Origin of the sequence: Limnomicrobium aquaticum, assembly GCF_040545545.1 — a bacterium.
GTDB lineage: Bacteria > Pseudomonadota > Alphaproteobacteria > Rhizobiales > Rhizobiaceae > Ensifer_A > Ensifer_A aquaticum.
On sequence record NZ_JBEPMB010000012.1, the window covers coordinates 1 to 13,571 of the forward strand.

At 62.6% G+C, this 13,571-nt stretch carries 10 protein-coding genes; 6 read left to right on the forward strand and 4 right to left on the reverse strand.

Annotated features, from left to right (window positions below):
* Window positions 1-338: 338 nt before the first annotated feature.
* The 4 genes from lhpI to ABID16_RS22005 all read left to right on the forward strand — a co-directional run bounded on the left by lhpI (window position 339) and on the right by ABID16_RS22005 (window position 5,819).
* A complete protein-coding gene (gene lhpI / locus ABID16_RS21990; protein WP_354558524.1) occupies window positions 339-1,298 on the forward strand; it encodes a bifunctional Delta(1)-pyrroline-2-carboxylate/Delta(1)-piperideine-2-carboxylate reductase in 960 nt (319 codons plus the stop codon).
* A 91-nt stretch (window positions 1,299-1,389) separates the two neighbouring features.
* Window positions 1,390-3,867 (forward strand): ATP-dependent helicase HrpB, encoded by a 2,478-nt coding sequence (gene hrpB, locus ABID16_RS21995; protein ID WP_354558525.1) that lies wholly within the window; start codon window positions 1,390-1,392, stop codon window positions 3,865-3,867.
* 12 nt (window positions 3,868-3,879) lie between these two features.
* On the forward strand, window positions 3,880-5,187 hold the full coding sequence (locus ABID16_RS22000) for an ActS/PrrB/RegB family redox-sensitive histidine kinase (RefSeq protein ID WP_354558526.1): 1,308 nt from the start codon (window positions 3,880-3,882) through the stop codon (window positions 5,185-5,187).
* Between the two features lie 86 nt (window positions 5,188-5,273).
* The gene (locus tag ABID16_RS22005; protein WP_354558527.1) at window positions 5,274-5,819 is read left to right on the forward strand and encodes an ActR/PrrA/RegA family redox response regulator transcription factor; all 546 of its coding nucleotides are present in this window, start codon (window positions 5,274-5,276) and stop codon (window positions 5,817-5,819) included.
* A 5-nt stretch (window positions 5,820-5,824) separates the two neighbouring features.
* On the opposite strand, the gene ABID16_RS22010 is transcribed toward ABID16_RS22005, so the two are convergent.
* Window positions 5,825-6,331 (reverse strand): MmcB family DNA repair protein, encoded by a 507-nt coding sequence (locus tag ABID16_RS22010; protein ID WP_354558581.1) that lies wholly within the window; start codon window positions 6,329-6,331, stop codon window positions 5,825-5,827.
* A 188-nt stretch (window positions 6,332-6,519) separates the two neighbouring features.
* Here ABID16_RS22010 and ABID16_RS22015 point away from each other — a divergent pair, with 188 nt between their 5' ends.
* Complete coding sequence (locus ABID16_RS22015) at window positions 6,520-7,173, forward strand: L,D-transpeptidase (RefSeq protein WP_354558528.1); 654 nt, start codon at window positions 6,520-6,522, stop codon at window positions 7,171-7,173.
* Window positions 7,174-7,261: 88 nt separating this feature from the next.
* On the opposite strand, the gene ABID16_RS22020 is transcribed toward ABID16_RS22015, so the two are convergent.
* Window positions 7,262-9,430, reverse strand: coding sequence for a malate synthase G (locus tag ABID16_RS22020; protein ID WP_354558529.1), 2,169 nt, complete (start codon window positions 9,428-9,430; stop codon window positions 7,262-7,264).
* 111 nt (window positions 9,431-9,541) lie between these two features.
* Complete coding sequence (locus tag ABID16_RS22025; RefSeq protein WP_354558530.1) at window positions 9,542-11,542, reverse strand: hydantoinase/oxoprolinase N-terminal domain-containing protein; 2,001 nt, start codon at window positions 11,540-11,542, stop codon at window positions 9,542-9,544.
* 259 nt (window positions 11,543-11,801) lie between these two features.
* On the opposite strand from ABID16_RS22025, the gene ABID16_RS22030 reads away from it, so the two are divergent.
* The gene (locus tag ABID16_RS22030) at window positions 11,802-12,068 is read left to right on the forward strand and encodes a DUF2798 domain-containing protein (RefSeq protein WP_354558531.1); all 267 of its coding nucleotides are present in this window, start codon (window positions 11,802-11,804) and stop codon (window positions 12,066-12,068) included.
* Here ABID16_RS22030 and ABID16_RS22035 read toward each other — a convergent pair whose 3' ends face one another.
* Window positions 12,069-13,484, reverse strand: coding sequence for a cytochrome P450 (locus tag ABID16_RS22035; RefSeq protein ID WP_354558532.1), 1,416 nt, complete (start codon window positions 13,482-13,484; stop codon window positions 12,069-12,071).
* Window positions 13,485-13,571 lie beyond the last annotated feature (87 nt).

Genomic DNA, 13,571 nt, shown 5'->3' on the forward strand with positions numbered 1-13,571 from the left:
AGTCACTTACGCAACCATCAGAAGATTTTCTCAGGGACGAGTTCGTTAGTCGCTAGCAGCGCCGCCGCCCTCGTCAGTGATCGCCTTATAGACCCCAGGCCTCAGAACAGTCAACAGCCACAAAACAAAAAAATGAAAAAAAGTGACAAGTTATTGATTTATATGTGTTTTTCTTGTTGCGCGGCTGTCATGGTCGAATTTTCGATCTGTTAACCATGCTCAGGCGGGCTCACCACCGGCTCTTTCTCGGTCTATGCGCCTTCAGTTGCCGGACGCGCGCGTGCGTGCAAAACTTGGCCCATCAGAAGCATCCCATTTGCAAGAGAAGAGAAGGCCGCATGTTGATCCTTGATGAGACCGAAGTCAGAAACACCACCGCCTTTCCGGAGCTCGTCGAGGCTGTTCGAACCATGTTCGCGTCCGACTGCCGCATGCCCACGCGGCACCATCATTCGCTGCGCGTTCCGGACGAGCCGGATGCGACACTGCTTCTGATGCCTGCCTGGACCGAAGGCCTCTATATGGGTGTGAAGATCGTTTCGGTGTTTCCGGGCAATGTGCGGCGCTCGCTTCCCTCCGTCAGCGGCACCTACCTGCTCTCTTCGGCACTCACCGGCCAGAACCTGGCTATTATCGATGGAGCGGAGTTGACTGCGCGGCGAACGGCTGCCAGTTCCGCGCTCGCCGCACGGTTTCTCTCGCGCGCGGACGCGAAGACACTCCTTGTGTGTGGGACAGGGCGTCTTTCGCTCAATCTCATTGAAGCGCATTGCTCCCAGAGGCCCATCGAAACGGTGCTTGTCTGGGGCCGCTCTGCCGAAAAGGCAGCAGAAACCGTCAAGCTCGCCTCTCGGCTGCATGGCAATGTATCCGTCGCATCGGATCTGGAGGCTGCGGTACGCGAAGCCGACATCATTTCCTGCGGGACGCTCTCCGATACCGCTATTGTCAAGGGCGCCTGGCTGAAGCCGGGTTCGCATCTCGATCTGATCGGCGCCTTCACGCCCACTATGCGCGAATGCGATGACGACGCGGTTCTGCGGGCAAGCCTCTTCGTCGATACATATGACGGTGCCCTTTCGGAAGGCGGCGACCTCGTTCAGCCGTTGAGGGCGGGGCTCATTGGACGCGATGCGATCAAGGCCGATCTGGCGGCGCTCTCGCGCGGTGACCATGCGGGACGGTCAAGCGCGGAGGAAATCACGCTGTTCAAATCGGTGGGCGCCGCACTGGAGGATCTGGCAGGGGCGATCCTTGCCTTTGAAACCTCCACCCGGCTCGTGCAGTCGGACGGCTGAAGCGTGGTTCTCTCTATAAGAGACGCGCAGAGTTGACGCCGGAAGCCGCAGGCGACTATGGCAAAGGCCTGCCCATCTAAGGAATGCGACATTGACCCGCGATCTGCCCCAACTTCCCGTCAGCGCCGTGCTGCCGCAGCTTCGCGAGGCTCTGCATGGACATAACCGCGCCGTTCTGTGTGCCCCGCCCGGCGCAGGCAAGACGACGATTGCGCCGCTTGACCTGCTGGCACAGCCCTGGCTTGAGGGGCGGAAGATCATTCTGCTGGAGCCACGGAGGCTTGCGGCGCGGGCGACGGCTTCGCGCATGGCAAGCCTGCTGGGCGAGGAGGCCGGCGGGACAGTCGGCTATCGCATGCGGCTCGACAATCGCATCTCGTCGCGCACGCGCATAGAAGTGGTGACCGAAGGCGTCTTCTCCCGGATGATCCTCGATGATCCGGAACTCGCCGACGTTGGCCTCGTCATTTTCGACGAATTCCACGAACGGTCGCTGGATGCGGATTTCGGTCTCGCTCTGGCGCTGGATGCGCAATCGGGCTTGCGAGAAGACCTGCGGATACTCGTCATGTCGGCGACGCTCGATGTCGAGAAGGTCGGGGCGTTGCTGGAAAATCCCCCTGTCATCGTCAGCGAGGGCCGCGCCTATCCCGTCGATATCCGTCATGAAGATAGGCCGGCTGGTGAGGCGGTCGAACAGACCGTCATCCGGACAGTCCGGCGTGCCATTGCCGAAGAGACGGGTTCCATACTCGCCTTCCTGCCGGGTCAGGGAGAGATCAGCCGAGCGGCGGACGCGCTCAGCGGAACGCTCGGGACGGATGTGACGGTCGTGCCGCTTTATGGCAACCTGACACAGAAGGAGCAGGATCAGGCGATCCGCCCGGCCCCGCCCGGAACCCGGAAAGTGGTGCTGGCGACCTCGATTGCGGAAACCTCCATTACCATCGATGGCGTCCGCATCGTCATCGACAGCGGCCTGCAGCGCATACCCGCCTATGAGCCCGCGACCGGAATGACACGGCTGGAGACAGTCCGCGTCTCGCGCGCCTCCGCCGACCAGCGTGCCGGCCGCGCCGGGCGAACGGAGCCGGGCGTGGCGATCCGCCTCTGGCATCAGGGGCAGACGGCGGCGCTGGCCGCCCACACCACACCGCAGATCCTGGCCTCCGACCTTTCCGGCCTCGTGCTGGACATGGCCGCCTGGGGTGTGGCGGAGCCGTCGGCCCTTTGCTTTGCCGATCCGCCGCCGAGCGCGGCATTTCAGGAGGCCCGCAATCTGCTGGTGAGCCTGGAGGCGCTCGACCGGCAGAGCCGGTTGACGGAGACGGGCAAGCTCATGCGCAAGCTCGGCCTTCCCCCGAGACTGTCGGCGATGGTGGCGAGAACAGCCCTGCATGAACCGGCATCGACGATGGCAGCCGCAGAACTCGCGGTTCTGATCACCGAGCAAGGGCTTGGCGGTAACTCCATCGATCTTGAAGACCGGCTGCGTGGTTTCCGCAATGACCGGAGCCCGCGCGCGCAGGCGGCGAAGGGGCTGGCCTCGCGGATTGCAGCACAGGTTGCGGGTGAGGCTGGCTCGCGAAAGCCGGCGGCCACGCCACAGCCCGGCCCGCTGTTGATCCACGCTTTCCCCGACCGGATCGCCCTGCAACGCGGTGGGCGGGGACGTTTCGTCATGGCGAATGGGCGCGGCGGCGAACTGGATACGGAAACGCGGCTGGCCGGTGCAACCATGCTGGTCGTGGCGGACGCGACCGGGCGCGCGGGCAAGACGCGCATTCTGTCTGCTGCGGAAGTGGCTCGGGCCGAGATCGAGGAGGGTCTGCCCGGCGCAATCATCGCCGGTGCGCAGGTCTATTTCGATGAGGGAAGCCGGGAGGTCCGTGCACGGCGATCGACGCGGCTGGGCGCCATCGTATTTGAGGAAACGCCTCTGCCCCGCCCTTCCGGACCCGAAGCCGCAGGCGTTCTGGCCGAGGGGCTGAAGAGGCTCGGGCTTCAGGTGCTGAATTTCGGCAAGGAAGCGGGGCAACTCCGCGACCGCATCGGCTTTCTGCATCGCTCGCTGGGCGACCCGTGGCCGGATGTCAGCGATGCGGCATTGCTGGAAAGGCTCGATGACTGGTTCGTGCCCTTCCAGAATGACACGCGCGGCCTGAATGATGTTTCGCAGACAAGCCTTCGCGAGGGGCTGATGGCGCTTCTGCCGCATGGGGCCGGGCGCGATCTGGAGCGGCTTGCTCCCACGCATTTCGAAACGCCGGCGGGGCAGCGCCATCCGATCCAATATGATGGCGAGGAGCCGGTTCTGACGGTGCGGGTGCAGGAACTGTTTGGATTGAAGACGCATCCCGTGATCGGGGGCGGCAAACTGCCACTTCTCCTTGAATTGACATCGCCAGCGCACCGGCCCATTCAGACCACGCGCGACCTGCCCGGCTTCTGGGCGGGCTCCTGGAAGGATGTGCGGGCTGACATGCGCGGGCGCTATCCCAAGCATCCCTGGCCGGAAGACCCGGCAGAGGCCGCAGCCACGCACAGGGCCAAGCCGCGCGGAACCTGAGAGGAAGACAAGATGTCCGAACCCGGCCAGAGCGAAATCAGCGACTATCGCGACAGCCGGCGCGTCCGCCTGCAGACGCTGGTCCGGCTTCGCTGGCTTGCTGTTGTCGGGCAATCGCTGACGGTCTATCTCGTCCATGTCTGGATTGCGTTTCCGCTACCTTACATGGTGTGCGGCGCTATGATCGGGCTTCTGGCCTTCTTCAACTTCTATCTCTCCGTTCGCTACCCGCCGACACTGCGCCTCGCCCCGCAGGCAACACTGGCGCTGTTGACGATCGACCTGCTGGAACTCGCCGGCGTGCTTTTCGTGACGGGGGGCCTTAGTAACCCGTTCGCGCCGCTGCTTTGCGTTCCCGTCATCATCTCGTCTTCAACACAGCCGATCCGGTACACGCTGGGCCTCGGGCTGCTGCTGATCCTCTTCGTGTCGATCCTGACCTTCTCGCCCTACCCCCTGCCCTGGTATCCGGGTTCGTCCTATACGATGCCTACGGAACTCATCGTCGGGATATGGCTGGCGATTCTCACCACCACGGCCTTTGCGGCTGTCTATTCCTATCGCGTGTCGCTGGAAGCCATGCAGCTATCCGAAGCGCTGGCGGCGACCGAACTTGTGCTGCAACGGGAAAATCACTTGACGCAGCTCGATGGTCTGGCGGCCGCGGCGGCGCACGAGCTTGGCACGCCGCTCGCCACGATCAGCCTCGTCGCCAAGGAAATGGAGCGGGAACTCGGTACCGACGAGCGCTATGGTGAGGATGTGCAATTGTTACGCAGCCAGGCGGAACGGTGCCGCGATATCCTCAGACGCCTGACGACACTCTCTTCTGAAGAGGCCGAGGCGATGAAGCTTCTGCCGCTCTCGTCGCTGATAGAGGAAGTCACGGCCCCGCATCGGGACTTCGGTATCCGCATCATCGTCATTGAAAAGACGCCACGCGAGAGCGAACCGGTGGGCGCGCGCAATGCCGGCATCATCTACGGGCTCGGAAATCTCGTAGAGAATGCTGTCGACTATGCGCGAAACCATGTCGTGGTGACGACAGAGGCTCGGAACGACAAGGTGATCGTTACAATCGAGGACGATGGAGAAGGCTATTCTCCCGACATCCTCCAGCGGATCGGCGAGCCCTATGTCACATCGCGGAGCCGCGATGACAATGCCGGGGGTCTCGGCCTCGGTCTGTTTATTGCCAAGACGCTGCTGGAGCGCTCCGGGGCACGGCTGAGCTTCGGCAACAGTTCCGGCGAAACCGGCGGCGCCCGCGTCAGTGTCGAATGGTCGCGACACCGGATGGATGTTTCTCGCGCGAAATGACTTTACGCCAACGGCAGACGGGGCCTATAGACTTGATGAATGCAATCCTGACAGCAAATCTCAAGAACAAAACGGCTGTTTCTCCCATGACAGATGACGCAATCGGCCCGGACAATTCGCTTTTGATCGTCGATGACGACGGTCCCTTCATCCGACGGCTGGCCAAGGCGATGGAGGCCCGCGGATTTGCGGTCGAAAGCGCGGAATCGGTGAACGAAGGCATCAATCGGGCCCGCGCCCGGCCGCCCCAATACGCGTTAGTCGATCTGCGGCTTGGCGATGGAAACGGGCTCGACGTCATTGCTGCCATCCGCCAGAACAAGGCGGACGCGCGCGTGATCGTGCTCACCGGCTACGGCAACATTGCCACCGCGGTCAACGCTGTGAAGCTCGGAGCCGAAGATTACCTCGCCAAGCCGGCCGATGCGGACGAGATCTATGCCGCGCTGGTCAGAAGCCCCGGCGACAAGGTCGAACCGCCGGAAAATCCGATGTCGGCCGACCGGGTCCGCTGGGAGCATATTCAGCGTGTCTATGAAATGTGCGAGCGGAACGTGTCGGAGACGGCGCGGCGGCTCAACATGCATCGGCGCACGCTGCAACGCATTCTGGCAAAGCGCGCGCCGAAATAAACGCTTCAACCTTCATCCCAGGTCGGCGGCAGAGGGCGGCCGGTTTCCAGGGCCAATTCCGCCATCAGCAGGCGTTGCGCCGCGATGCGCGAGAAATTCAGCGTCACGGATTTGCGCACCGCCGGCGGCAGCTTGTGCTCAGGCGCGTCGCGGATGATATGGGCGTCATAACCGTCCGACAGAAACAGCCCGCAGTCTTCGGGAAATATCTCGAGCGGCACATCCTTATGCGTTGCGAAGAACAGCCGGTCGCAGTGCTGGCGATAATCCGGCCATTTGCGATCAACGCGGAAATCCTCGATTGAGGACTTGATCTCGACAATCCAGATCTCGCCCTTCGGCGTCAGCGCGATGAGGTCGGCGCGCCGGCCGCTGGAGAGCGAAAGCTCCGGCAATACCGCAAGCCGCATGGCATGAAGCAGGCGCTGGACACCGCGGCGCACCAGCATGGCACGCTCGGACTGCCGCCCGTCGATCAGCGGGTGAGAATCATGCAAATTGAGAATAGGCATGTCGAAGACCTTGGCACGAATCAGGTTCTGTTGCAAAAAAACCCATGGCGGGCATTTTTGGGCGATTCGGCCCATGCGAGTCCCAAGCTCGCCTTGCAATCGAGTAGCCTCTGTAAAATAACGAATGAACCGGTTCTGCACGGACATGAACGTCCGGCCGGAAACCCTCCGACTTCAAGAGATTACGAATGCGCCCGCGCAACACCACAAAAATTCTCGGCATTTTCGCCGCCCTCGCCATTTCCGGTTTTTCTTCCGCCTCGCTCGCAGCCCCGACCGACGCCGGCAGCCCGGTTCCCGATGCCTATGGCAGGATCGTCGATAACGGCTTCCAGCTTCCGGCAATCCCGATCCAGAAGCTCGATAAGAAGTTCCACCGCCAGATCGTCGATTTCCAGACCAAGGAAAGCGCCGGCACGGTCATCGTGAACACCCGTGAACGCTTCCTGTATTATGTCCTTTCGGGCGGTAAGGCCGTTCGTTACGGCATCGGCGTCGGCAAGCAGGGCTTTGCATGGTCCGGCACGGCTTATGTCGCCTGGAAGCAGGAATGGCCGACCTGGCATCCGCCGAAGGAAATGGCATCCCGCAAGCCGGAAGTCGCCAAGTATGTCGAAGACGGCATGAATCCGGGCGTTACCAACCCGCTCGGCGCCCGCGCCATGTATCTCTTCAACGAAAAGGGCCAGGACACGCTGTTCCGCCTGCATGGCACGCCGGAATGGTCGTCCATCGGCACGGCTGCCTCTTCGGGCTGCATCCGCCTGATCAACCAGGACGTCATCGACCTCTATAGCCGCGTCCGTCCGGGCCGCAACACCAAGGTCGTCGTCATTCAGTAAGGCGATTTCGCCTCACGCTCTTGAAACGGAAAAGCCCGCGATCCTGACCGGATCGCGGGCTTTATCATGGGTAGGTCTGTTATGAAGCTCAGCCGGCGAGCTTGGCCTTCAATTCCAGACGGCGGCGATGCAGGACCGGCTCGGTGTAACCGTTCGGCTGTTCGAGACCCTTCAGCACGAGTTCGAGCGCGGCCTGGAAGGCCACGGAGCTCTCATAATTTGCGGCCATGGGTGTGTAGAGCGGATCGTCCGCGTTCTGCTTGTCGACCACGACCGCCATGCGCCTCAGCGTTTCGATGACCTGCGCTTCCGAGACGACGCCGTGGCGCAGCCAGTTGGCCATGTGCTGCGAAGAGATGCGCAGCGTCGCGCGGTCTTCCATCAGGCCGATATTATTGATGTCCGGCACCTTGGAGCAGCCGACACCCTGGTCGATCCAGCGCACGACATAGCCCAGAATGCCCTGCGCATTGTTGTCTAGTTCCTTCTGGATGTCTTCCGGGCTCCAGTTCGGACGCGGTGCGACCGGAACGGAGAGGATATCGGAGAGCTTGGCACGGCCGCGCTTGCGCAAGGCATCCTGAATGTGGGCGACGTTGACGCTGTGATAATGCGTGGCATGCAGCGTCGCGGCCGTCGGCGACGGGACCCAAGCGGTATTGGCGCCGGCCTTCGGATGCGCGATCTTTTGCTCCAGCATGGCGGCCATCAGGTCCGGCATGGCCCACATGCCCTTGCCGATCTGGGCGCGGCCGGAGAGGCCGCATTCCAGGCCGATATCGACATTCCAGTTTTCATACGCGCCGATCCAGGCGGCCTGCTTCATGTCGCCCTTGCGGATCATCGGGCCCGCTTCCATCGAGGTGTGCATCTCGTCGCCGGTGCGGTCGAGGAAGCCGGTGTTGATGAAAACGACGCGTTCGCGGGCAGCGCGGATGCTTTCCTTGAGGTTGACCGTCGTGCGGCGCTCCTCATCCATAATGCCCATCTTCATGGTGTTCGGCGCCATGCCAAGCGCCTGCTCGACGCGGGTGAAGATTTCGCATGCGAAGGCGACCTCTTCCGGACCGTGCATCTTCGGCTTGACAACATACATGGAGCCGGCGCGGGAATTCATGCGGCGGCCGTTCTTGCCCAGATCGTGCAGCGCGATCAGGCCGGTGACAAGCGCATCCATGATGCCTTCAGGAACCTCGCGGCCACCGTCAAAGGTGATGGCCGGGTTGGTCATCAGGTGGCCGACATTGCGGATAAGCATCAGCGAACGGCCGGGCAGTGTCGCGGGGGAACCGTTGGGAGCCAGAAACTCGACATCGGGGTTCAGCTTGCGGGTGAAGGTCTTGCCACCCTTGGAAACCTCTTCAGCGAGATCGCCCTTCATGAGGCCGAGCCAGTTGCGATAGACGCCGACCTTGTCTTCGGCATCGACGGCCGCGACCGAATCTTCGCAGTCCATGATCGTTGTAATGGCCGATTCGACGACGATGTCGGAAATGTGCGCCGGATCGGTCTTGCCGATGGCGGACGTCGCGTCGATTTCAACGATCAGATAGAGGTTGTTGCGTGTCAGAACCAGCGCCGTCGGCGCTTCCGGCGTGCCGCGATAGCCGGCAAACTGATACGGGTCGGCGGGGCCGGTGGTGCCGTTGGGCGTAGCAATCAGAAGCGCGCCGTCCGTGATCTTGAAGCCTTGAGCGACGCTCCAGCTTTCGCCGGCGAGCGGAACGGAGCGATCAAGGAAATCGCGCGCCCAGGCAATGACCTTGCCGCCGCGAACCGGATTGTAGCCCTTGCCCTTTTCCGCGCCGTCAGCTTCCGGAATTGCGTCCGTGCCGTAGAGCGCATCATAGAGCGAACCCCAGCGGGCATTGGCGGCGTTCAGCGCGTAGCGGGCATTGGACACGGGAACGACAAGCTGGGGACCTGCGACTTCAGCAATTTCCGGATCGACATTGTCGGTCGCGACCTGGAACTTCGGACCTTCCGGCAGGATATAGCCGATCTCGCGGAGATAGGTCTCGTAAGCCGCCATGTCCGAAGGCGCGCCGTTCTTGCGATACCAGTCATCGAGCTTCGCCTGGAACGCATCGCGCTTCTCAAGCAGCGCGCGGTTCTTCGGAGCCAGATCAGTAACGATGGCGGCGAAGGACTTGAAGAAGGCGTCCGGATCGATGCTGGTTCCGGGGATCGCCTCGTTCACGATGAAGTCGTGAAGCTCGCTGTCGATCTTCAGCCCGTTCTTGTCGATCATGCCCATGATAACGCTCCCGTCAGATACAATTGCAGCATTTGTAGCGCACTTTCCGCCAAGCGCCATTCCCGGTCAATGGGGCAAGAATGCCAAAGATTTTCGCCATTTTTGCGAAAATCAATTGGCAACGCGCGGGCGCCCCGACGCAACGGCTCTCACCCGAGCCTCGACCAGCTTGCGCTTGCCCTCGATTTCGGCGGCATCGGCGTCTTCCATGAGCTCGATATGCGGCTCGGCAAGTCCGTTGCGGGCCGCAAGCGCGCGGGCATGCTCGATGGCACGGGCGCGGGCCGCCTCCAGCGCTTCGGTCTCGGAGACGAATCGCAGGGTTTCGCCCGAACCATTGAGAAGGAAGATGCCCTCCTCCGGGCTCGTCACGAAAACCGTCACCGTTTCCCTTATCTGTCCGGCGACCGCGCCAATGGCATTCGCAACGTCTGCGTGGTCCGGAATCACCGCGGGGGCGGCAAGTTCCTCGGCAATGGCGGGATAGTAGACCGGCGCGGAGGCGCCGAGGCCAATCAGGGGCCTATCCAGCGCCAGCGAGAAGCGCACGACGCCGGGCTGGCGATCCAGCGCGCGGGCAATGGCGCGGGATTTTGCCGGGTCGATGCCTGTTTCGCCGTCGTCAGTAAGACAGGCTTCGAGTATGGCGTGCGAAGATTGGCGCGTCAGACGCTGGACTATGCGATTTGCCAAGTCCTCGGCATCCGCCGCAATCGGCTTGCCGTTTCCGCCCTTCTGGCGGGCGGCGAGGTCGAGACCGAGGCGGGCGGCGGCGGCATTCCACTGGCCTTGCCGGCCAAGGACATGGAGCGCATCGGAGGGCGTGATCCCGCTGATATGGGCGAGGCCTCGCGCTGCCAGCCGGTCAAGCGCGGATTTCTGCGGCGCGGTGGTCAGGAGCTGGGTCAGCGGCTGTGGCTGATCGGTGATCCGGGCATAAAGCGAGGCTTCTTGCGCGGAGAGGCCGGCGGCCATCGAATCGGGCAGGCCGGTGCGAATCGCAAAGAGACCTTCGTTGCGCTGCGCATGGACGGAACCGACCTGCTTTTCGAGCGCCGGAATGACAATATCGGAGAAGCGATGACCGATGAGGCTCAGCGGCAGGACGCGGCGCGGGCCAAGCTCGATGCGGGCGATGAGGCCGGCGAGGTCGACCCGCACTTCCGAATCACCACCCAGCCCAAAGGTCCGCATGGCGACTGCCTCGACCATTGTGCGATGGCCGCCGACCATGGCGCCGTCCGGATCGAGCTTCGGCCGGCCGTTTTCGAGGATCGCCACATCGGTCGTCGTGCCGCCGATATCGCTGACGACGGCGTTGTCGAGTCCGGTCAGGAACTGCGCGCCGGCAAGGCTGGCCGCCGGGCCGGAAAGAATTGTTTCGATGGGGCGAAGGCGAGCCTCGGAGGCCGAGATCAGGGCACCGTCGCCGCGGACGACCATGAGGGGTGCTGCGATGTTGCGGCTGGAAAGATAGGCCTCGCAGGCCCCCACAAGTCGGCCGATCATGCCGACGAGGCGCGCGTTCAAAAGCGTCGTGAGCGCACGGCGCGGACCACCGAGCCTGGAGGAGAGTTCATGGCTGCAAGTGACCGGCAGGCCGGCGTCTCGCAGGATGAGATCGCGAACACGCTGCTCATGTGCCGGATTGCGAACAGCAAAGTAGCCGGCAACAGCGAAGGCGGAGACCTCCTGAGCAAGCTGCGGCAGCGCCACCTGCAGCCTTTCCATCTCGAGCGGCGTTTCGCGGCCATGCACATCGTGGCCGCCGGGCAGGAAAATCACCGGTCCTGCCCTGGCTGCCTCGCCGAGACCGTCGCGGGCAAGATCGTCCTCACCAAAGCCGATCATCACGAGGGCGACCCGCTGGCCCTGCCCTTCGACCAGCGCATTGGTGGCAAGTGTGGTCGAAAGCGAAACCAGACGTATTTCACGTGAATCAATTTGGGCTGCGGCAAGCGCGGCATCGGCCGCTCCGGCTATACCCTCCGAAAGATCGTGGCGAGTCGTCAGCGATTTCGCTTTTGCGATCACGCCCCGCGCGTCGGAGAAAATGACGGCATCTGTATAGGTGCCGCCGGTGTCGATGCCGAGAGAGATGATGTCTGCCACTGTCAGCCCATGCGAATGAATGACCTCAAGCGAGCGATGGCATTAATAGTGGCGGCCTGCAAGCTCGCCCGCGACGTCGGGCGTTCCACTTGACCATTCTCAAGTCCTGTGTTTCAACTGGGACTGTGCTTCCAGATTTGCGAGAGCACCGTAAGCGTCCGACGTCAGGCAACGCATTCAACCGGGTTCGTCCCCGCGAATGCAAAGCCGTTGAACAAGCGACGCGCCAGGACGGACCCGCAAATCGAAAGACTATCTCATGAAATATGAAACCAACTCTCGCGGCGCCAAGCTTCCGGCGCGGTATGCCGCGTTCGTCATGCCGCTTTTTCTCTCGATCGTCATGACCTTTGTGGTCTCGGCAATTTCGACGCTGAAAAGCCTCGGGCTCAATGCCGCGTTCCTCGCGACCTGGCCGACCGCCTGGGGTCTTTCCTGGCTCGTCGCCTTCCCGACCCTGCTGCTCGTTCTGCCTGTGGTTCGATGGCTGGTCGGCCTGGTCGTCGAATCTCCGGCCCGGCGCTGATCAGCTCCGTCGATCCTGCCGCTCGCTGACGCGCAGCGGCAGGCCTGCCAGCGGCTGCACCGTCAGCCGCTGGACCGGCCAGGGCTTCGTATTGATCGTCGTTTCGAAACGGAAACGATTGAGAAGAACGGCGAGTGCAATGACGGCTTCCTGAAGCGCGAAGGTCGCGCCGATGCAGATGCGGGGGCCGGCGCCGAAAGGGAGATACTGGAAACGGCCGATCTTCTCGCGGTTTCCGGGCAGGAAGCGTTCCGGCACGAACTGCCGGGGCTTGTCCCAATAAAGCTTATGCCGATGCAGAACCCAGGGCATGACCAGCACCGCCTCTCCCTCCGGCATCTCGTAACGCCGGCCGTTTTCATCCGTCCAGACGTCATCCTTCAGCGGCGCGCGGCCAAGATTGGGAGCGGGCGGATAAAGACGCATCGCCTCCTCGAAAGCGGCGCGTGTGTGGGGCAGTAGCTCCAGCCATTCGACCGGATCGGCACCGCTCGTTACCACGCGGTCCACCTCCGCCTCGACCTGCGCACGGAAATGCGGCGCCTCGGCCAGAAGATAAAGTGTCCAGGCCAGCGACCGGGCCGTTGTCTCGTGACCCGCGCCGATGAAGGTCAGGATATTGTCCTCGATCTCCTCGCGGGTCAGCCCGTCCGGGCCCTCCAGTTCCAGCAGAAGCGTCAGAAAATCACGCGGCGCGGTGCAGTCAGCGATGCGCGGGCGGCGCTGTTCCATCGTTTCAGCGACGATACGACGGAAATGATTGAGCGGCCTTTGACCGGCCCACCGCGTGACACGCGGAACAAAGGACGGCGCCTGCAGGAGATCCATCGGGTCGATGCGACCCATCGTGTGCAGGAGCTTGTCGACATGTTCGGCGAAATTGCCGGCGGTGCGGACAATTTCGCCGGAAAACAGAGTCTCGGCAAGAATGGCGAAGGTGAGTTCGGTCATCTCCTGCGAGACATTCACTTCCGCACCCGCTTTCGCCGAGCCCTGCATGCCGTCCGCAAACTTCATCGACTGTTCGAGCATCTGGTTGGCAAAGCCGCGCGCATGGCGCGGCGTGAAGACGGGGGCCATCGCCTTGCGCGACCGCTTCCAGGTATCGCCTTCCGCCGTCAGCAACCCGTCACGCAGGATAGGCCGAAGCACCAGCTGGCGCACCGGCTGCATGCCGTAATTGGCGGCATTGTCGACCAGGACATGGCGGATCAGACCGGGATGATTGACGATGGTGGTGAGCTGGCCGAAGAATTTCGCCTGGATCACCGGCTCGGAATAGCTAGGCTCGCCCCAAAGTTCGAGCGGATTGCGGAACAGCGTCCGAATGACCTCCAGCCGTGAGGGCGGCGTGTTTCGCGGAATCGGTGCGGGTGGCTCAAACGCAAGGGTGTCAGCGGTCGCGGCAACAGTCATCGGTCGGCTCCATGGAACCCGAATGGCGGGCTCCTGTCTCCATTATGCGCCCGTCCTGCCGATCGGATCACCGCATCGTATTTGCGG